The following is a 19,850-nucleotide window of genomic DNA, read 5'->3' as shown; positions in this document are numbered from 1 at the left end:
GCACTACAACTTGCAACGATTTCACTATGATGCAGCACCTCCTCATTCGAACCCCATCATGTCCGACCCCCTGATCCCCCACTGGCGCGAAGTGCGCCCCGGCACCGGCGACGTCGTGGCGCCCGACGAGCGCCTGCCCTGGCCACAGACGACCATCATGGGCGTGCAGCACGTCATCGCCATGTTCGGCTCCACCATCCTCGCGCCCATCCTGATGGGGTTCGACCCCAACGTGGCGGTGCTGATGAGCGGCGTGGGCACGCTGCTGTTCTTCCTGCTCACCGGCGGGCGCGTGCCCAGCTACCTGGGCTCGAGCTTCGCCTTCATCGGCGTGGTGATCGCGGCCACGGGCTACGGCGGCAGCGGCGCCAACGCCAACATGGCAGTGGCGCTGGGCGGCATCATCGCCTGCGGCCTGGTGTACACGCTGATCGGCCTCATCGTGCAGGCCGTGGGCACGGGCTGGATCGAGCGCTTCATGCCGCCGGTGGTCACCGGCGCCATCGTCGCGGTGATCGGCCTGAACCTGGCCTCCGTGCCGGTCAAGAACATGGCGGCCAACAATTTCGAGAGCTGGATGCAGGCGATGACCTTCGTCTGCGTCAGCCTGGTCGCCGTGCTCACGCGCGGCATGGTGCAACGCCTGCTGATCCTGGTGGGGCTGATCGCCGCGTCCATCGTCTACGCGGTGCTGACCAACGGCATGGGCCTGGGCAAGCCGGTGGACCTGTCGGGCGTGGCCGCCGCCGCGTGGGTGGGCCTGCCGCACTTCGTGGCGCCGAGCTTCACCGCGCAGGCCACGGTGATGATCGTGCCGGTGGTCATCATCCTGGTGGTCGAGAATCTGGGCCACATCAAGGCGGTGACGGCCATGACCGGCCAGAACCTGGACCGCTACATGGGCCGCGCCTTCATCGGCGACGGCCTGGCCACCATGGTCAGCGGCAGCGCCGGCGGCACGGGCGTGACCACCTACGCCGAGAACATCGGCGTGATGGCGGCCACGCGCATCTACTCGACCGCGGTGTTCATGATGGCCGGCGTGATCGCGCTGCTGCTGGGCTTCTCGCCCAAGTTCGGCGCGCTGATCCAGGCGATTCCGCTGCCCATCATGGGCGGCGTGTCCATCGTGGTGTTCGGCCTGATCGCCATCGCCGGCGCCAAGATCTGGGTCGAGAACCGCGTGGACTTCTCGCAGAACAAGAACCTGCTGGTCGCGGCCATCACCCTCATCATCGGCACGGGCGACTTCACGCTGAAGTTCGGCGACTTCGCGCTCGGCGGCATCGGCACCTCGACCTTCTGCGCCATCCTGCTGTACCAGCTGCTGGATCGCCGCGGCTGATCTTCTCGCCATTAAAAAAGAGAGCTGCTCGCGCTTGTTGCCATTGGATTTCAAAGAAATTTCTTCTTGAAATCCTTGCACAACAAGCGGCAGCAGCTATCTTTAGGGGAGCAGCTAACCTCGCGTCGGCAGCCCCTGTTTCCTGGCTAGAATACGCGGCACCAAAGCTGGGGCCATCCAGCCTGCCGACCCGCTTCCCCGCGGGGCCCGCAGGCTTCAGGTAACGCCAGTCCCGATACCCAGCTGGATTTCTGCCGCTCTCGCGGCCCTCCCCGCGCATTCCGCGCACCCGCTTCTTCCCCGTCCCCCGACGCCAGGCCGCCCGCAGCGCAGCCGGCGCATGCTCGTCTTCGCCCCTGCCGGGAGCGGAAGGCCGTCGGCATGGGGAAGGCGGATTCCACCCCCTTCCCGGAAAGAGAACCCCCGACCATGATCATCCGTTTGTCCAAAATCTCCATGGTGCTGGCGATGGCCTTGTTTGCCTCGCTGGTCAGCTTCGGCAACATCACCGACTACGGCACCAACTTCGCCTTCGTGCACCACGTCTTCCTGATGGACACGACCTTCCCCGGCAACCAGATCATGTACCGCGCGATCGAATCGCCCGTGGTGCAGCACGCCGGCTACATCTTCATCATCGCGCTCGAAACCGCCACCGCCGTGCTTTGCTGGATCGGCGGCGTCAAACTGCTGAAGGCGCTCAGGGCCGACGATGCCACCTTCCGCCGCGCCAAGCGCTGCGCCATCGCCGGGCTGACGCTGGGCTTCCTCACCTGGCAGGTGGGCTTCATGTCCATTGGCGGCGAATGGTTCGGCATGTGGATGTCCAAGCAATGGAACGGCGTGCCCGACGCCAGCCGCTTCTTCACCACGCTGCTGCTGGTGCTGATCTATGTCTCGCTGGCCAACGACCAGGTGGACGCCTAGGCTGCAAAAAAATTCACGCATGGCCCGGGCCTGAAAAAACTTTCACTGGGCCGGGACAGCCCTTGCCCGCTACGATTTTCGCCAGGCGCTGCAGCCGCAGCGGCCCGCGATCTTCCCGAGGAGCTATCCCCCATGTCGTTGAACGACCGCGTCCGCTGCAGCGCGCTGCAGTCCCGCACCATGAGCGCCGCCGAGGCGGCCGCCCTGATCCCCGCCGGTGCCAACGTGGGCATGAGCGGCTTCACCGGCGCCGGCTACCCCAAGGCCCTGCCGCAGGCCATCGCGGCCCGCGCCCAGGCCGAGCATGCGGCGGGCCGGCCCTACCGCATCAACGTCTGGACGGGCGCCTCCACCGCCCCCGAATGCGACGGCGCGCTGGCCCAGGCCCACGCCGTGGGCCAGCGCCTGCCGTTCAACACCGACCCGGCCGCGCGCAAGGCCATCAACGCGGGCGAGATCGACTTCATCGACATGCATTTGTCGCACGTCGCGCAGCACGCCTGGTTCGGCTTCCTGGGCCGCATGGATGTGGCTGTGGTCGAGGTGCTGGGCGTGACCGCCGACGGCCTGCTGATCCCTTCCACCGCCGTGGGCAACAACAAGACCTGGCTGGAGATCGCCGACCAGGTGATCCTCGAGGTGAACACCCGGCTCCCCGCACGCATGGAAGGCATGCACGACATCTACTACGGCACGGCGATCCCGCCGCGCCGCGTGCCCATCGACATGACCGACGCCGACGACCGCATCGGCCAGCCTTACCTTCAGGTGGACCTCGGCAAGGTGGTGGCCGTCGTCGAAACTCACCAGGGCGACCGCGACAACGTGTTCGCCGCGCCCGACGCCCACTCCAGCACCATCGCCGCGTCCATCATCGACTTCCTCTCGCACGAGATGAAGATGGGCCGACTGCCCAAGGAGATGCTGCCCATCCAGTCGGGCGTGGGCAATGTGGCCAACGCAGTGCTGGCGGGCCTGCTGGCGGGGCCGTTCGACAACCTGCTGGGCTTCACCGAGGTGCTGCAGGACGGCATGCTCGACCTGCTGCGCGCAGGCAAGATGACGCGCGCCTCGGCCACGGCGATCTCGCTGTCGGGCAGCGCCTTCCGCGACTTCGAGCAGCACCTCGACTTCTACCGCGAGCGCATCATCCTGCGCCCGCAGGAGATCAGCAACCACCCCGAGCTGGTGCGCCGCCTGGGCGTGATCGCGATGAACTCCATGATCGAGGCCGACATCTACGGCAACATCAACTCCACCCACCTGATGGGCTCGAGCATGATGAACGGCATCGGCGGCAGCGGCGACTTTGCGCGCAATGGCTACCTGTCGTTCTTCGTCACGCCCTCGGTCGCCAAGGGCGGCAGCATCTCGTGCATCGTGCCCATGGTCTCGCACGTGGACCACACCGAGCACGACACGCAGATCATCGTCACCGAGCAGGGCCTGGCCGACCTGCGCGGCCTCTCGCCCAAGCAGCGCGCCAAGCTCGTCATCGAGCGCTGCGCCCACCCGGACTACCGGCCGATGCTGCACGACTACTTCGACCGCGCGCTGCGCCAATCGGCCGGCCTGCACACCCCGCATATCCTGACCGAGGCGCTGTCGTGGCACCAGCGTTACCTGGACACGGGCAGCATGCGCATGGCGTAGGCCGTCAGATCTGGAAATCCACCGACGCCACCTCGGCGGCCGCATCGCGCTGCTGCTGCGCCGGTTGCGGCGCGGGCTCGGGCTGTGGCCCGCCTCGGCGCAGCGCCACCGCGGCGTTCTCCAGCGCCTTGGCGCAGCTGGCCGCGAACAGCAGGATGGCCGACGAGAAATAGATCCACATCAGCAGCACCACCAGCGAGCCCGCCGCGCCATAGGCCGAGACCACGGCCGCGGTGGACAAATACCAGGCCAGCACCTGCTTGCCCACGGTGAACAGCAGCGCGCCTATGGCCGCGCCGGCGATCAGGTAGCGCAGCGTGGGCTTGGCGCCCGTGCCTATGCGCATCATGCCGACGAACAGCGTGACGGTGATGGCGAACGCCACCAGCTCGTTCACGCCGCCCAGCACCGGCGCGGGCGCCGGGATGTGCAGGTAGGTGCCGGCCCATTTCGCCGTGAGGTTGATCGCCGTGGTGATGACCAGCGAGATCAGCATCAGAAAGCCCAGCACCATGATGTAGCCCAGGCCGCGCATGCGCTGCACCAGCGAGTACCACCACGGCGTGCCATCCTTGGTGCCCGGCAGGCCGTGGTTCCACAGCCGCTCCAGCGAGTTCTGCAGCTCCACGAACACCCCGGTCGCGCCCGACAGCAGCATCACCAGGCCGGCGACCGATGCGATCCAGCCCTGCGACGGCGTCTTGGCGCTGATCAGCGCGCCGCGCACCACATCCGCCACCTGCGGGCCGATGACGGAGCGCACCTGCGCGACCAGGGTCGACTCGATGTAGTCGCGATCCAGCCACCAGCCCAGCAGGCCCACCAGCAGCAAGAGTAGCGGCGCCAGGCTGAGCATGCCGTAGAACGACATGGCCGCGCTCATGCGCAGGCCGTCGGCCTCCAGCCACAGCTGCACGGCTGAATAAAAGGGCCGCAGTGGATGCAGGCGGTCAAGCAGCCGCTGCCAGACGGGTGGGGACGAAACAGGCATGGCCCGATTCTGGCATCCCGGCCGGCCGCCGCCCTGTCAGCCGGCTCCGCAAAGATGTTTTACATCCTGCGCGACAGGCACATAGGGCACCAAGCCGGTAAATTAGCGCCACAAAACCACAACGAAGGAGACTCCATGCCCAGGCACCTGTCCGTTCCCGCGCGCATTTCGCTGCTCGCCCTCGCCGCCCTGCTGGCAGCCTGCAGCACCACCGGCCCCGGCAACGCCCCCTCCAGCCAGGCCAGCGTGCCGGGCCTGGCCCAGCCGGCCGAGTTGCTGATCGACCGCTGGGGCGTGCCGCACATCTACGCCGCCAACACCTACGACGCCTTCGTCGCCCAGGGCTATGCCGCCGCGCGCGACCGCCTGTGGCAGATGGACCTGTGGCGCAAGCGCGGCCTGGGCCAGATGGCGCAGGACTTCGGCCCCGCCTGGGCCGACAGCGACCGCGCCGCGCGCAGCGTGCTGTTCCGCGGCGACATGTACCGCGAGTGGCTGGCCTACGGCTCGGATGCCAAGCGCGTGGCCGAGGCCTTCGTGGCCGGCGTGAACGCCTTCGTCGCCGAGACCGAGCGCGATCCGTCGCGGCTGCCGATGGAATTCCGCCTCATGGGCTACAAGCCCGCGCGCTGGGCCGCCGAAGACCCGGTGCGCATCCGCCACCACGGCCTCACGCTCAACTTCAGCGGCGAGGTGGACCGCGCCGCCGCCTTCTGCAAGGGCCCGGACGGCGTGCGCGCCGACGCGCTGCGCCGCGAGACCGTGCCCGACACCACCGCCCAGGTGCCCGAAGGCCTGAAGCCCTGCGCCATCGACGGCGCGCCGCTCAAGCGCGCCTACAGCCTGGCCACGGCCGCGCCGCGCTTCACGCGGGAGAACACCAAGGTCGCCGTGCTGCCGCCGGACACCTCGCCCGATGCGCTGGAGAACGCGCAACTGCCCGACGCGCACACGCTGTCGAGCTACGGCAGCAACAACTGGACCATCGCGCCCAGCCTCACCAACACCGGCCGCCCCATCCTGGCCAACGACCCGCACCGCTCGCACGGCGCGCCCAGCCTGCGCTACATCAGCCATCTGTCGGCGCCGGGCATGGACGTGATCGGCGCGGGCGAGCCCTTTTTGCCCGGCATCTCCATCGGCCACAACGGCAAGATCGCCTTCGGCCTGACGCGCTTCTACATGGACCAGGAAGACCTGTACGTCTACGAGCTGAACCCGGCCAACCCGCACGAATACCGCTACCAGGGCCGCTGGGAGCCCATGGTGCGCGTGGTGGAAAAGATCGCCGTGAAGGGCGAGGCCCAGCCCCGCGAGGTGGAGAACTGGTACACCCGCCACGGCCCGGTGCTGCACAGCGACGGCAAGGCCACCGCGTATGCGCTGCGCGCCGCCTGGCTGGACCTGGGCATGGCGCCGTACTTCGGCTCCATGGACTACATGCGGGCGCAGAACTGGGACCAGTTCCGCGCCGCGATGAACCGCTGGGGCGCGCCAGGCGAGAACCAGGTCTATGCCGACGCGGCCGGCAACATCGGCTGGATTCCCGGCGGGCTCACGCCCATCCGCCCCAACTGGGACGGCCTGCTGCCCGTGCCGGGCGACGGCCGCTTCGAGTGGACGGGCTACCGCAACGGCGACGAGCTGCCGTGGGAGTTCAACCCCGCGCGCGGCTATGTCGTCACCGCCAACGAGAACAACGTGCCGCCGCAGCACCCACTGTTCCGCCACGGCATAGGCTACGAATGGTCCGATCCGGCGCGGGCCCAGCGGCTTCATGGTGTTTTCGAGTCCCAGGTGGCTTCTGGCAAGCGCTTCACGCTACAGGATTCGGAGCGCATGCAGAACGACACCATGGCCGTGCCCGCGCAGCGCCTGCTCGCGCTGCTGCGGCCACTGCAGGGCCAGGGCAACGCAGCGGCGGCGCTTGCTCTGCTGAAAGGCTGGGACGGCAATATGACAGCCGACAGCGCCGCCGCGGCGCTGTTCAACGTCTGGCTGATGGAAAGCCTGCACCCCGCCGTCGCGGCCGCCCTGCCCGAGGCCGTGCGCCCCGTGGTCAAGACCGAGTTCAGCATCGAGCGCCTCGTGGGCTGGCTGGAACAGCCCGAGCGCCACGGCATGGCGCCGGCGCAGCGCGACGCGCTGCTGCTCGCCAGCCTGTCGACCGGCTGGGACGCCGCGGCCAAGCGCCTGGGCGCCGATGCCGCCAAGTGGCAATGGGGCACCGTGCACCAGGCGCTGTTCAACCACCCGCTGGCCGCCGTGGCCGACGAGGCCACGCGCCAGAAACTCAACGTGAACGCCGGGCCCATGGGCGGCTCGCCGTCCACGCCGATGGCCGCCAGCTACAACGCCAACTACCAGCTCACCGCCGGCGCCTCCTTCCGCATGGTGGTGGACGTGGGCAACTGGGACGCGACCCGCGTGGTCAACACCCCCGGCCAGTCGGGCGACCCGGCCAGCCCGCACTACCGCGACCTGGCGCCGCTGTGGGTCAAGGGCGAGTACTTCCCGCTCGCCTACAGCCGCGCCGCCGTGGAACGCGTGGCCACCGAGCGCATCCGGCTGGAGCCGGCGAAGTAGACGGAACGGTCAGCCGATCCGCGCCAGCACCGCGCCAGCGGCCTGCATGCCGCCGGCCTGCGCCAGCAGGCGGATGGTGCCGGCGCGGTGCGCATGCACCTGCATCTCCATCTTCATCGCCTCCATCACCGCGATCAGGTCGCCGGCCTGCACCAGGTCGCCGTCGGCCACCTTCCAGGCGCTGAGGTTGCCGGCGGCCGGGGCGGTGACCGCCTGCTCGTCCACCGGCTCGGCGGGTGCAGCCAGCGCCACGCCTGCACCGGGCTGGGCCGAGGCCAGGCCGGCCAGCAGGCTGGCGGGCAGGCCGAGCTGCACGCGGCGGCCGTCGATCTCGATGGCCGTGCGCACCAGGCCGGCACTCGGCTCGGGCTCGGCGCGCGCGGCGGCGGCCAGCGCGCCCGCGAACTCGGTCTCGATCCAGCGCGTGTGCACCTTGAAGCCCTGTTCGCCGATGAAGTCGGCCTCGCCCAGCACCGCGCGGTGGAAGGGCAGCACCGAGGCCACGCCTTCGATGCGGAACTCGGCCAGCGCGCGCCGCGCCCGGGCCAGCGCCTGCTCGCGCGTGGCACCGCTGACGATGAGCTTGGCCATCATCGAATCGAAGCTGCCCGGCACCACCGAGCCGGCCCGCACGCCGGTGTCCAGCCGCACGCCGGGGCCGCTGGGCGCATCGAAGCGCGCCACCGGGCCGGGCGTGGGCAGAAAGCCCCGGCCCACGTCCTCGGCGTTGATGCGGAACTCAAACGCATGCCCGATCGGCGCCGGCGTGGCGCTGACGGACAGCGGCAGGCCATCGGCCACGCGCAGCTGTTCGATCACCAGGTCGATGCCCGTGGTCTGCTCGGTCACGGTGTGCTCGACCTGCAGGCGCGTGTTCACTTCCAGGAAAGAGATCGCGCCCGACTGGCTCAGCAGGAACTCCACCGTGCCCGCGCTCACGTAGTCGGCGGCGGCGCAGATGTCGCGCGCCGCGGCATGGATGCGCTCGCGCTGCGCATCGGACAGGAAGGGCGCGGGCGCCTCTTCCACCAGCTTCTGGTTGCGCCGCTGCAGCGAGCAGTCGCGCGTGCCGAGCACGACCACGTTGCCGTGCGTGTCGGCGATGACCTGGGCCTCGATGTGGCGCGGCTTGTCGAGGAACTGCTCGACGAAGCACTCGCCGCGCCCGAAGGCGGTGACGGCCTCGCGCACGGCCGAGGCGTAGAGCTCCTCGACCTCGTCCATGCGCCACGCGATCTTCATGCCGCGCCCGCCGCCGCCGAACGCGGCCTTGATGATGATGGGCAGGCCGTTGTCCTGGGCAAAGCGCAGCACTTCGCCGGCGTCCTGCACCGGGTCCTTGGTGCCGGCGACCAGCGGCGCGCCCACCTGCAGCGCGATCTTGCGCGCCGCGACTTTGTCGCCCAGCTGGGTGATGGTGGCGGGCCTGGGGCCGATCCAGGTCAGGCCGGCATCGATCACCGCCTGGGCGAAGCCGGCGTTCTCGGACAGGAAGCCGTAGCCGGGATGCACCGCATCGGCGCCGCTCTTTTGGGCCACGGCCAGCAGCTTCTCGATGTTCAGGTAGGTGTCGGCCGGCTTGTCACCATCCAGGCCGTAGGCCTCGTCGGCCATGCGCGCGTGCAGCGCGTCGATGTCGGCATTGGCATAGACGGCAACGGACTGCACGCCGTAGTCGGCACAGGCGCGGGCAATGCGGACGGCGATTTCGCCCCGGTTGGCAATCAAAACTTTTTTCATGACAGTCATCCTGCAATTTCGGCGAACGGCGCCAGCGGGTTGAAGCGGATCCATGCGCCCGGCGGGATCTGCCCGGCGAGGTCGAGGTGGTGCGGCGCCACGCAGCCGATCACCGGGTAGCCGCCGGTGAGCGGGTGGTCGGCCAGGAACAGCACCGGCTGGCCGCTGGCGGGCACCTGGATGGCGCCCAGGGCCGTGCCTTCGCTGGGCAGCTCGTGGGTGATGCTGCGGGCCAGCGCGGTGTCGCCCGCCAGGCGCAGGCCCACGCGGTTGGACTGCGCGGTGACCTGCCAGCGCTGCGCGGCCAGCAGGGCCAGGGCCTCGGGGGTGAACCAGTCGGTGCGCGGGCCCAGCACCACGTCGAGCGTGACGGTGTCGCCGGCCGCGGGCAGTGGCGGCAGCGCCGCGTCGGCCTCGCCGACGGCCGTGTGGGGCGCAGAGCCAATCGCCAGCCGCTGGCCCACGGCCAGCGCCGCCGGGCCGACCTTGGCCAGCGTGTCGGTGCTGGCGCTGCCGAGCACCGGCTCGACGACGAAGCCGCCGCGCACCGCGACGTAGCTGCGCAGGCCGGCCTCGGGCTCGCCCAGGGCGAGCACGTCGCCGTCGGCCAGCGCCACGGGCTGGTGGCGCGGCACGGCCCAGCGCCGGCCGTCGGCCGCGGTGAGGCTGAGCGCGCCGCTGGCGCCGGTGACGGCCACCACGGTGTCGCCGTGGCTGTGCAGCTGCAGCCCGCCGGCCAGGGCTTCGAGCACCGGCAGGCCGGCGGCGTTGCCGACCAGGCGGTTGGCGCGGCGCATCGCACCCTGGTCCATGGCGCCGGCGGCGGACACGCCCTGGCCGGCCTGGCCGAGGCGGCCGCCGTCCTGGAACAGGGTCTGCAGGCCGGTGGCGCGCACTTGCAAAACAGGAGCACCTGACGCTTGTTGCACGCCAGTTTCAATGGTATTTACAGCCACATTCGGCTCGGAATGAGCGCCAGCAGCTACGTTTGTAGTAGCGGCATCGACAAAGCGCACGCGCATGCCGGGCTGCAGCAGCGCGGGCGGATCGCGCCGCAGGTCCCACATGCGCACGGCCGTGGTGCCCAGCAGCTGCCAGCCGCCGGGGGTTTCGTCGGGGTAGACGGCGCTGAAGTTGCCGGCCAGCGCCACCGAGCCGGCGGGCACCTTGGTGCGCGGCGTGCTGCGGCGCGGGATCTGCAGGCTGTCGTGGCCGCCGCTCAGGTAGGCAAAGCCGGGCGCGAAGCCGGTGAAGGCGACGGTGTAGTCCTGTCCGGTGTGGCGGCGGATGAGTTCGGGCACCTCGATGCCGAGCAGCGTGGCCACCTCGGCCAGGTCCTCGCCGTCGTACTGCACGGGGATCTCGACACGCGCGCCGCCGCCGTCCTGCCGGGCGCCGATGCGCAGGCCCTCGATGGCCTGGCGCAGCGCGGCGGCGCTGGTCTGCCAGGGGTTGAAGTAGACCAGGATGGTGCGCGCGGCGGGCACCAGCTCGCTCACGCCGGCCAGCGGCGCCGCCTGCAGCGCGGCCAGCAGGTCGAGCGTGCGGGCCAGGTCGGGCAGCTCCACCAGCAGCGCGTTGCGGCTGACCGGCAGAAAGCGCATCGGGGTGGCGCTCATGCGGGCTCCATGAACGAGCGGATGGCCACGCCGCTAGCTTCGAGCCGCTGGCGCACCGCGCGCGCCATATCCACCGCGCCGGGACTGTCGCCGTGCACGCAGATGGAGTCGGCCTGCACGCGCACGGTGCTGCCGTCCACCGCCTGCACCGTGCCCTCGGTGGCCAGCTGCAGCATGCGTTGGGCGACGAGCGCCGGGTCGTGCAGCACAGCGCCGGGCTCGCGGCGCGACACCAGCGTGCCCTGCGGCGTGTAGCCGCGGTCGGCAAAGGCCTCCTCGACCACGCGCAGGCCGGCGCCGCGCGCCCATTGAACCAAGGGAGAGCCAGCGAGCACCACCAGGGCCAGGTCGCCCACGGCCTTGACCGCCTCGATGACGGATTTCGCCTGGCGCTCGTCCTGCGCGATGGTGTTGTACAGCGCGCCGTGCGGCTTGACGTAGCGCACCTCGCTGCCCGCCACGCGGGCCATGGCCTGCAGCGCGCCGATCTGGTAGATCACGTCGCCCACCAGCTCGGCGTGCGGCACGTCCATGGGGCGGCGGCCAAAGCCCACCAGGTCGCGGTAGGACACATGCGCGCCCACGGTCACGCCGTGCGCCTGGGCCTCGCGCAGCGTGGCCAGCATGACGACCGGATCGCCGGCATGGAAGCCGCAGGCCACGTTGGCGCTGCTGACGATGGACAGCATGGCGGCGTCGTCGCCCATGCTCCAGGCGCCCAGGCTCTCGCCCAGGTCGCTGTTGAGATCGATCGTGGTGGTCATGGTTGGTTTCCCCTCAACGGAACATCAGGAAGTTCAGCAGGAAGATATTGCAGATCAGGATGCCCAGCGCCGTCGGGATCTGGGCGCGGATCACCGCGTTCTGGTCGGGCAGCTGCAGCAGCGCGGCGGGCACGATATTGAAGTTGGCCGCCATCGGCGTCATCAGCGTACCGCAATAGCCCGAGAACATGCCGATGGCCGCCATCACCGCCGGATCGCCGTGGTACACGCCCACCAGCACCGGCACGCCGACGCCGCCGGTCATCACCGGGAAGGCCGCGAAGCCGTTGCCCATGATGACGGTGAACAGCGCCATGCCGACCACGTAGACCGCCACGGCCACGAAGCGCAGGTCCATGTTGATGTAGGTGGTGGTGACGTGCGCCACGGCCTTGCCCACGCCGGCATCGCTGAACACCAGGCCCAGCATGCCCAGCATCTGCGGCAGCACCAGGGCCCAGCCCAGCGCGTCGATCAGGCGGCGCGATTCGCGCAGGCCCTGCACCGGCGTCTCGCGCGTCAGCCAGCAGGCCAGCGCCAGGCCGATCACGCAGCCCAGGCCCAGGCTCACCAGCGTGGCGTTCTTGGGGTCGATCAGGAAGGCGCCGCCGAGCTTGAAGTCCTTGAGCAGCACGCTGCCGATCACCGTCACCACGGGAATGGTCAGCGCCGGCACGAAGAGCTTGTTGCCCAGGCGCAGCGCGCTGGCCTGGTAGTCGGCCTCGGGCCGCTCGACGTGCTTGCCCGAGCCCACGCCCTTGCCCAGCACGACCAGGGCCAGCAGCACCACGCCGGCGCCCACCACTTCGGGCGGCAGCTTGTCGCCGATGAGGAACATCGCCGCATACACGCCCCAGAACAGGCCGGTGCTCCAGCGCTTGGGGTTGCCCGCGTCCAGCAGGTTGAACAGCGCGGCGCAGGCCAGCAGGAAACCGGCCAGGTAGTACAGATGGTTGATGGAGAAAATCATCGCTGCCCCTGGTGGTTATTGGCCGTTGCCGGTGTTGGTCTTGTCGCCGCCGACGGCGGCGTTCTGGGCCTGCCAGGCACGCATGTCGCGGTCGATGGCGCGGTCCAGGCGGTGCAGGCGGAAGGAATGGATCAGGAAGGCGCAGATCGCGGTGGGAATGCCCCACAGCGCCACGTGCAGCGGCTCCACGTCGATGCCGGCCTCGTGCAGGAAGGTGGTCATCAGCACGATGGCGCCGAAGGCCACGAAGATGTCCTCGCCGAAGAACAGGCCCACGTTGTCGGTGGCGGCGCTGAAGGCGCGCAGGCGGTAGCGGATGGCGTCGGGCAGCTTGCCGTAGCGCGTCTCGGTCGCGCCCTCGGCCATGGGCGCCAGCAGCGGCCGCACCATCTGCGGGTGGCCGCCCAGGCTGGTCAGGCCGGCGGCGGCGGTCAGCTCGCGCGCCGCCAGGTAGACGATGAGCAGGCGGCCGGCCGTGGCCGACTTGACCTTGCCGATCCAGTTCTGCGCGTGCTGGCGCAGGCCGTGGCGCTCGAGCAGGCCGATCACCGCCAGCGGCAGCAGGATGATGAGCGGCAGGTTGCGCGTCTTCACGAAGCCGGTGCCGATGGTCGCCAGGACTTTCTGCACCGGAAAGCCCGCCACCGCCGCCGTCACCAGCGCGGTGACCACGACGACGACGAACGGGTTGAAGCGCAGCACGAAGCCGGCAATGATGACCGCCACGCCCACCAGGGGCCAGAGATTGACCAGTTGGGTATCCATATCCACTCCTGAACGCCGCGCGAGCCACGGCGCAATCACCAAGAAAGCAGAGGCCGCTGGCCTCCAGTTTTGTTCAACAAAGCACCTTGTGTGTTTGTTACACCCGTATTATTGTTGAACAATAACTGGATTTAGCCTGACAAAACACGGAAAATCATCAGCACAAACCCGTAAGCCGCCGTACCGAATCCACCCTTGGTCACCCGGGCGGCCGGCCGCCTGTGGGGCGCCGGTATGATGGCGGCGCACCCCGCGCGCCTTGCGGGCGCCCAGCCGTTTGCCCCATGTCCGCCTCACCCGCCACCACCCTGAATGACCGCGTTGCCGAACAGATCCGCCAGCAGATCGTGCGCGGCGAGTTCCAGCCCGGCCAGCGCCTGTCGGAGGTGGCGCTGAGCGAAAGCCTGGAGATCTCGCGCAACACGCTGCGCGAGGTGTTCCGCCTGCTGACCAAGGAAGGGCTGCTGCGCCACGTGCCCAACCGCGGCGTGTTCGTGGCCATCCCCAGCATGGCGTCGATCATGGACATCTACCGCGTGCGCCGCATCGTCGAGTGCCAGGCGCTGGCGCAGGCGATCCCGCAGCACCCGGCGCGCCAGCAGATGCGCGACGCGGTGGCCGAGCAGCGCCAGCTGCGCGACGCGGGCCGCTGGACCGAGGTGGGCACGGCGAACATGCGCTTCCACAAGGGCGTGGTGGCGCTGGCCGACAGCGAGCGGCTGGACACGCTGTTCTCGCACATCCTGGTGGAGCTGCGGCTGGCCTTCGGCATGCTGAGCAATGCCGAGTTCCTGCACGCGCCCTACATCGACATGAATGCCGCGATCCTCGAACGCTTCGAGGCCGGCGACATGGCCCAGGCCGCCGCGCAGATGCGCGACTACCTGAACCACTCGGAGCGCGTGGTGCTCAGCGTCTACGCGCGGCGCATGAGCGAGGCGGGCATGGAGCTGTGAGGCGGGGGACTTTTCCGCTCCTGAATGGATAGCTGTCAGCGCTTGCTAATCCATGGATTGGTATTGATTTCATATCAAATCCCCGGACAGTCAAGCGCCAGCAGCTATCCTTTTTGCATCAGATGACCTGCTCCCGGCGCAGCTGCGCCAGCTCCGCCTCGTCCAGCCCCAGCGCCCGATAGATGGCGGCGTTGTCCTGCCCGGTCTCGGGCCCCACGGCCGGCGTGGGCGCCGTGCGGCCGGTAAAGCGCGGCACGGCCGCCGGCGCGGCGAGGGGGCCCAGCACCGGGTCCTGCAGCGCGATGAAGCTGCCGCGCGCCGCGAAGTGCGGGTCCTGCAGCGCATCGGCCGCCGAATAGACCTTGCTGAACGGCACGTCCTCGGCCGCCAGGGCCGCCGCCACGGCGGCGAAGGGCCGGCCCCGGCACCAGGCGGCCACGGTGCCGTCCAGCGCCTGCAGGTTCCGCATGCGCGCGGCATTGTCGGCAAAGCGCGCGTCGGCCGCCAGCTCGCCGCGGCCCATGGCCCGGCACAGGCGCGCGAAGATGGCATCGCCCGTCGCCACGACGGTGATCCAGTCGCCATCGGCCGTCTGGTAGACGTTGGAAGGCGCGGTGTAGGTGGCGCACGAGCCCGCGCGGCCACGCGCCTGGCCGCTGAGCTGCGCCTCGGCCGCCAGCGGATCGAGCAGGCGCAGCATGGCCTCGGTGGCCGACAGGTCGATCTCCACGCCGCGCTGCTGCGCCAGCGGCTGGGCGTTGCGCTCGGCCAGCGCGGCCGCGATGGCGAAGGCGCCGAACAGGCCCGCCACCGCGTCGCCCAGCGGGTAGTTCATGTGCTGGGGCGGGCCGCCGGCCTCGCCGGTCAGGTGGGCGAAGCCGCTCATGGCCTCGAAGATGCGGGCAAAGCCGGGCCGCCCGGCGTAGGGGCCGGTCTGGCCGAAGCCGGTCACGCGCAGCACGATCAGGCGCGGGTTGTGGGCGTGCAGCGTGGCCAGGTCCAGCCCCCAGCGGTCCAGCGTGCCGGTGCGGAAGTTCTCCACCAGCACGTCGAAGTCGCGCACCAGCCGCAGCAGCAGTTCGCGGCCGCGGGGCTTGCGCACGTCCAGCGAGATGCCTTGCTTGCCGCGGTTGGCCGTCTTCCAGAAGACCGGCTGGCCCTGGTGCACCGGCGCCAGGCTGCGCAGGGTGTCGCCGCCCTGGGGCAGCTCCAGCTTGACGACCTCGGCGCCGAGGTCGCCGCACAGCGTGGCCGAGAAAGGCGCGGCCAGCACCGTGGCCATGTCCAGGATGCGCACGCCCTGCAGGGGATAGCCGCCAGCATGCATCACAGGCCTTTCAGGTCCACGCGCTTGAGCACCGGGTCCCAGGCCTGGCGGTCCTTCTGCACGCGCTGGCGGAAGGCCTCCACCGTGCCGGGCAGCGGCGTCGCCCCCAGCCGGGCCAGCTTGGCCCGGGTCTCGGGCTGGGCCACCACCTTGGCCAGCGCCTGGTTGATGGCGGCCACCACCTGCGCCGGCGTGCCCTTGGGCGCGACGATGCCCATCCACAGGCCGGCGTCCAGGCCGGACACGCCCAGCTCCTCGAAGGTCGGCACGTCCGGCGCCGCGGCGGAGCGCGCCTTGCCCGTCTGCGCCAGGATGCGGATCTGCCCGCCCTGCATGTACGGCAGGGTGCCGCCGAGGTTGTTGCACATCACCGGGATGTGGCCCGCCATCAGGTCGTTCACCGCCGGGGCGTTGCCCTTGTAGGGCAGGTGCTGCATCTGGATGCGCAGCTGGTGGTTCACCATCTCGCACACCAGGTGCGAGGGCGTGGCCACGCCGGCCGAGCCGAAGGACAGCGCGCCGGGCTTGGCCTGCTCGGCCGCCACCAGCTCGGCCAGCGTGCGGTAGGGCGTCTGCGCGCTCACGGCGATGACGTTGGGCAGGTCCGCCACCAGGCCGATGTACTCGTAGTCGGTGAGCGGATTCCACTTGAGCTGGCGGTGCACATAGGGCAGGAACACATTGGTCAGCCCGGCCATCAGCAGGGTGTAGCCGTCCGGTGCCGCGCGGGCCACCTGCTCGGAGCCCACCAGGCTGCCCGCGCCGGGCTTGTTCTCGACCACCACGGGCTGGCCCAGGGCCTGGCCCAGATCCACCGAGATGGCCCGGGTGACCAGGTCGGTGCTGCCGCCGGCCGGAAAGGGGACGATCAGCCGGATCGGACGGTCCGGGTAGGCGGCGTGGGCCGCAGCCATGGCGCAGCACAGCGCCAGCGCGGCCAGCCTTGGCATCGCGGTGGATTGCATGAGAGTGTCTCCTAGTGGGTCTTGAGAAAGCGCCGGCCCAGCGTGGCCCGGTGCAGCTCCGAGGCGCCGTCGTAGATGCGGAACGGCCGCAGCTCGCGCAGGATGGGCGCCAGCGGCGCGTCTTCGTCCATGCCGTAGGCGCCGCACAGCTGCGCCGCGCGGTCGGCGACGCGGTTGAGCGCCTCGGACACGAAGACCTTGGCCATCGCGGACTCGGTCTTGACCGACAGCCCGGCATCCATGCGCGCCGCGCAGTCGCGCACCATCAGGCGGCTGGCGTACAGGTCGATGTGCGAATCAGCCACCATGGCCTGGACCTGCTGCAGGTCGGCCAGCAGGCTGCCAAAGGATTGCCGCTGGTTGGCATAGGCCTGGGCGATTTCCAGCGCCCGCCGCGCGCGGCCCATCAGGCGCATGCAGTGCGACAGGCGCGCCGGCTCCAGGCGCTGCTGCGCGTATTCGAACCCGCGGCCGATGCTGCCCAGCACGGCCCCGGCGCCCACCCGGCAGTCCTCGAGGCGCAGCTCGCCATGCCCGCCGACGGCGAACGGGTCGCTGGAGCGGATCTCGCGCACCAGCCGGATGCCCGGGTTGTCCATGTCCACGATGAACTGCGTGGGGCCGTCCTCGGTCTGCGCCAGCACGATGGCAAAGCTGGCACCGACCGCGCCGGTGATGAACCACTTGTGTCCGTCGATCACCCAGCCGCCCGCCTCGCGGCGGGCCGTGCTGCGCAGCATGGCCGGGTCCGAACCCGCGCCCGGCGCCGGCTCCGTCATCGCGAAGCACGAGCGCAACTGCCCCGCGGCCAGCGGCGCCAGGTAGCGCTCCTGCTGCGCGGGCGTGCCCTGCAGCGCCAGGCTGATCATGTTGGGCTGGTCGGGCGCGGCGCAGTTCATGGCCGCCGGCCCCAGGTAGCTGCGGCCGGCCTCTTCCAGCAGCGCCGCCCGCGCCTCCCAGCCCAGGCCCAGTCCGCCGGAACGCACCGGCAGGTGGGGCAGGTACAGGCCATGGGCTTGCGCCAGCGGGCGCAGCTCGGCCAGCGTGGCATCCAGCGCCTGCGGATCGTGCAGGTGCCGGGCGCTTTCGCGCGGGATGCAGCAGGATTCCACGAACTCCCGCACCTGCTGGGGCGTGGGCGCGCTCATGCGCCGCTCCGCTCGCGCAGCGCCAGCTTGGCGATGTTCAGCTGGTGGATCTGGCTCGTGCCCTCGTACAGGCGGAACAGGCGCACGTCGCGGAAATAGCGCTCGATCGGGCTGAAGTCGGCCACATAGCCCGAGCCGCCGAACATCTGCACCGCGCGGTCCGCCACCCGCCCGCACATCTCCGAGGCGAAGTACTTGCACATCGACGCCGACAGCGCCACCTCCTCGCCACGGTCGCGCGCCCGCGCCGCCTCCAGGATCATGGACTGCGCCGCGAAGATCTCGGTGCGGCTGTCGGCGATCATGGCCTGCACCAGCTGGAAGTTCGCCACCGGCTGGCCGAACTGCTCGCGCCGGCTCACATGCTCCATGGCCAGGTCCAGCATGCGGATGGCCGGGCCGGTGCACAGCGCCGCCAGGTGCAGCCGCTGCTTGTTCAGCACCTTCATCACCGTCTTGAAGCCCATGCCCTCGCGCCCGCCGATGATCTGGCTGGCATGCACGCGGCAGTTCTCGAAATGCACGTCCGACACCGGCGAGCCGGCCTGCCCCATCTTGCGGTAGGCCGGGCCCGTGCTCAGCCCCGCCGAGCGCTCCACCAGAAAGGCGGTGAGCCCGTCGCTGCCCGCACTGCCGCCATCGGTGCGCGCGATCACCGTGAACACGTCGGCCAGCGGCGCATTGGTGATGAAGCGCTTGGTGCCGTTGAGCACATAGTGCTCGCCCTCGCGGCGCGCGGTGGTCTGGATGTTGGAGGCCTCCGAGCCCGCATCCGGCTCGGTCAGCGCCAGGCAGCCGGTCAGCTCGCCCCGCGCCATGCGCGGCAGCCAGCGCTGCTTCTGCTCCTCGGTGCCGTCGGCCACCAGCGCCTCGGAGCCTATTCCCGTGTTGGTGCCAACCCGCGCCCGCAGCGCCACCGAGGCCTGCGACAGCTCGAAGGCGCAGCGCACCAGCTCCTCGGTGCTCAACCCCAGGCCGCCATAGGCCTCTGGAATGCTCCAGCCAAAGTAGCCCTTGTCGCGCAGCATCTGCACCGTCGCCGGCGGGATGTCGTCCTCGCGGTCGATGCGCGCTTCGAGTGGGTGCCAGTGCTCGCGCACAAAGCTGCGGATGTCGGCCACCAGGGCCTGGAGTCGGGTGGGGTCTTGGATCATGCTTCGCACTGTAAAAAGCACGGCGCAAAAACCGAAACCAAGTTTCAAATATTGAAATATGGATTCAAATCCATCGCTCCTGCCCGCAGAATACCTGCATGAAAAAAGCCTCGCCCGTCCACCAGCTCCGCGACCTGCAGGACGTGCACCGCATCCGCGAGGACGACCCCTACTTCTCGGGCACCCTGGCCAAGGGGCTGATGATCCTGGAATGCTTCGTCCGCGACCCGCGCCCCCATGCCAACAGCGAACTGGCCCAGCGCCTGGGCCTGCCCCGGCCGACGGTGTCGCGCCTGTGCCGCAGCCTGCAGACCCTGGGCTACCTGGACCACGACGAGCGTCTGGACCGCTACTTCGTCGGCCCCGCCGCCGTCGCGCTGAGCTATCCGTATGCGATCAACACGCCCCTGCTCGGCCAGCTGCGCGCGCCCATGCAGGCCCTGGCCGACCGCGTGCAGGGCGCCGTGTCCGTCGGCGTGATCATGGACCTGGATGTGGTCTACGTGGAAACCTGCGCCTACCAGGACGGCACGCTCAAGCGCCCCGGCGTGGGCGCCGTGCGCGGCGTGCTGGAGACGGCCATGGGCCGGGCCGGCCTGGCGCAGCTGCCGGCACCGGCGCAAGGCCAGTTCCTGCGCCGCGCGCGCCGGCTGCGGCCCGAGGAGTATGCGCGCTGCATCGATGCCACCCGCGACAGCCTGGCCCACTATGGCAGTCGGGGGTTTTCCGTGAACCTGGGCGATACCGGCTTCGGGGTCTTCGCCGTGGGCGTCGCTTCGCGCATCCACTACGGGCCGCGCCAGCTGCTGTTCAACTGCGCCGTGCCCGGCATGCAGGTGCATGCCCGCGAACTGCTGGAGCAGGTCGGCCCCAGCCTGGCCCACCTGGTGGGCGTGGCCAACCGGCTCGCCACGAGCAAGTAAGAAACGTGTTTACGAGC

16 protein-coding genes are annotated in these 19,850 nt (G+C 70.0%); 6 read left to right on the top strand and 10 right to left on the bottom strand.

The window, feature by feature from the left end; genetic code table 11:
• The first annotated feature begins 58 nt into the window (after window positions 1-58).
• From ACYVKR_RS20540 to ACYVKR_RS20530, 3 genes are all read left to right on the top strand, one after another.
• Window positions 59-1,345 carry a permease family protein gene (locus ACYVKR_RS20540; protein ID WP_460482831.1) on the top strand — a complete coding sequence of 429 codons (1,287 nt, stop codon included), beginning with the start codon at window positions 59-61 and terminating at the stop codon, window positions 1,343-1,345.
• Between the two features lie 429 nt (window positions 1,346-1,774).
• Entirely contained in the window at window positions 1,775-2,272 is a 498-nt protein-coding gene (locus ACYVKR_RS20535; RefSeq protein ID WP_460482830.1) for a DUF2165 family protein, read from the top strand.
• 132 nt (window positions 2,273-2,404) lie between these two features.
• Window positions 2,405-3,925 carry an acetyl-CoA hydrolase/transferase family protein gene (locus ACYVKR_RS20530; protein WP_460482829.1) on the top strand — a complete coding sequence of 507 codons (1,521 nt, stop codon included), beginning with the start codon at window positions 2,405-2,407 and terminating at the stop codon, window positions 3,923-3,925.
• 4 nt (window positions 3,926-3,929) lie between these two features.
• Here ACYVKR_RS20530 and ACYVKR_RS20525 read toward each other — a convergent pair whose 3' ends face one another.
• Window positions 3,930-4,916 carry a YihY/virulence factor BrkB family protein gene (locus ACYVKR_RS20525; protein WP_460482828.1) on the bottom strand — a complete coding sequence of 329 codons (987 nt, stop codon included), beginning with the start codon at window positions 4,914-4,916 and terminating at the stop codon, window positions 3,930-3,932.
• Window positions 4,917-5,051: 135 nt separating this feature from the next.
• On the opposite strand from ACYVKR_RS20525, the gene ACYVKR_RS20520 reads away from it, so the two are divergent.
• Window positions 5,052-7,502 (top strand): penicillin acylase family protein, encoded by a 2,451-nt coding sequence (locus tag ACYVKR_RS20520; protein WP_460482827.1) that lies wholly within the window; start codon window positions 5,052-5,054, stop codon window positions 7,500-7,502.
• A gap of 9 nt (window positions 7,503-7,511) precedes the next feature.
• Here the strand turns inward: ACYVKR_RS20520 and ACYVKR_RS20515 are convergent, their stop codons facing one another.
• The 5 genes from ACYVKR_RS20515 to ACYVKR_RS20495 are packed head-to-tail and all read right to left on the bottom strand — an operon-like array spanning window position 7,512 to window position 13,360.
• Entirely contained in the window at window positions 7,512-9,242 is a 1,731-nt protein-coding gene (locus tag ACYVKR_RS20515; protein WP_460482826.1) for an acetyl/propionyl/methylcrotonyl-CoA carboxylase subunit alpha, read from the bottom strand.
• Between the two features lie 5 nt (window positions 9,243-9,247).
• On the bottom strand, window positions 9,248-10,846 hold the full coding sequence (locus ACYVKR_RS20510; RefSeq protein WP_460483191.1) for a 5-oxoprolinase subunit B/C family protein: 1,599 nt from the start codon (window positions 10,844-10,846) through the stop codon (window positions 9,248-9,250).
• A gap of 11 nt (window positions 10,847-10,857) precedes the next feature.
• Entirely contained in the window at window positions 10,858-11,625 is a 768-nt protein-coding gene (locus ACYVKR_RS20505) for a LamB/YcsF family protein (protein WP_460482825.1), read from the bottom strand.
• Window positions 11,626-11,638: 13 nt separating this feature from the next.
• Complete coding sequence (locus ACYVKR_RS20500; protein WP_460482824.1) at window positions 11,639-12,595, bottom strand: DUF979 domain-containing protein; 957 nt, start codon at window positions 12,593-12,595, stop codon at window positions 11,639-11,641.
• A gap of 15 nt (window positions 12,596-12,610) precedes the next feature.
• Window positions 12,611-13,360: a DUF969 domain-containing protein gene (locus ACYVKR_RS20495; RefSeq protein WP_460482823.1), complete on the bottom strand. Its 750-nt coding sequence runs from the start codon at window positions 13,358-13,360 to the stop codon at window positions 12,611-12,613.
• A 284-nt stretch (window positions 13,361-13,644) separates the two neighbouring features.
• Between ACYVKR_RS20495 and ACYVKR_RS20490 the strand changes: the two genes are divergently transcribed.
• A complete protein-coding gene (locus tag ACYVKR_RS20490) occupies window positions 13,645-14,316 on the top strand; it encodes a GntR family transcriptional regulator (RefSeq protein ID WP_460482822.1) in 672 nt (223 codons plus the stop codon).
• Between the two features lie 118 nt (window positions 14,317-14,434).
• Here the strand turns inward: ACYVKR_RS20490 and ACYVKR_RS20485 are convergent, their stop codons facing one another.
• From ACYVKR_RS20485 to ACYVKR_RS20470, 4 genes are read right to left on the bottom strand one after another with little or no spacing between them, the layout of a single operon-like run.
• Window positions 14,435-15,643: a CaiB/BaiF CoA transferase family protein gene (locus ACYVKR_RS20485; RefSeq protein WP_460482821.1), complete on the bottom strand. Its 1,209-nt coding sequence runs from the start codon at window positions 15,641-15,643 to the stop codon at window positions 14,435-14,437.
• Window positions 15,643-16,608, bottom strand: coding sequence for a Bug family tripartite tricarboxylate transporter substrate binding protein (locus tag ACYVKR_RS20480; RefSeq protein WP_460482820.1), 966 nt, complete (start codon window positions 16,606-16,608; stop codon window positions 15,643-15,645). The genes ACYVKR_RS20485 and ACYVKR_RS20480 overlap by 1 nt, the downstream gene beginning before the upstream one ends.
• Before the next feature lie 11 nt (window positions 16,609-16,619).
• Complete coding sequence (locus ACYVKR_RS20475) at window positions 16,620-17,756, bottom strand: acyl-CoA dehydrogenase family protein (protein WP_460482819.1); 1,137 nt, start codon at window positions 17,754-17,756, stop codon at window positions 16,620-16,622.
• Window positions 17,753-18,910 (bottom strand): acyl-CoA dehydrogenase family protein, encoded by a 1,158-nt coding sequence (locus tag ACYVKR_RS20470; RefSeq protein WP_460482818.1) that lies wholly within the window; start codon window positions 18,908-18,910, stop codon window positions 17,753-17,755. The genes ACYVKR_RS20475 and ACYVKR_RS20470 overlap by 4 nt, the downstream gene beginning before the upstream one ends.
• A 98-nt stretch (window positions 18,911-19,008) precedes the next feature.
• Here ACYVKR_RS20470 and ACYVKR_RS20465 point away from each other — a divergent pair, with 98 nt between their 5' ends.
• Window positions 19,009-19,833, top strand: a complete 825-nt coding sequence (locus tag ACYVKR_RS20465; protein ID WP_460482817.1) for an IclR family transcriptional regulator — start codon at window positions 19,009-19,011, stop codon at window positions 19,831-19,833.
• Window positions 19,834-19,850 lie beyond the last annotated feature (17 nt).

This window comes from Comamonas humi (genome assembly GCF_054782535.1).
This window is presented reverse-complemented; position numbering and strand designations above follow the sequence as displayed.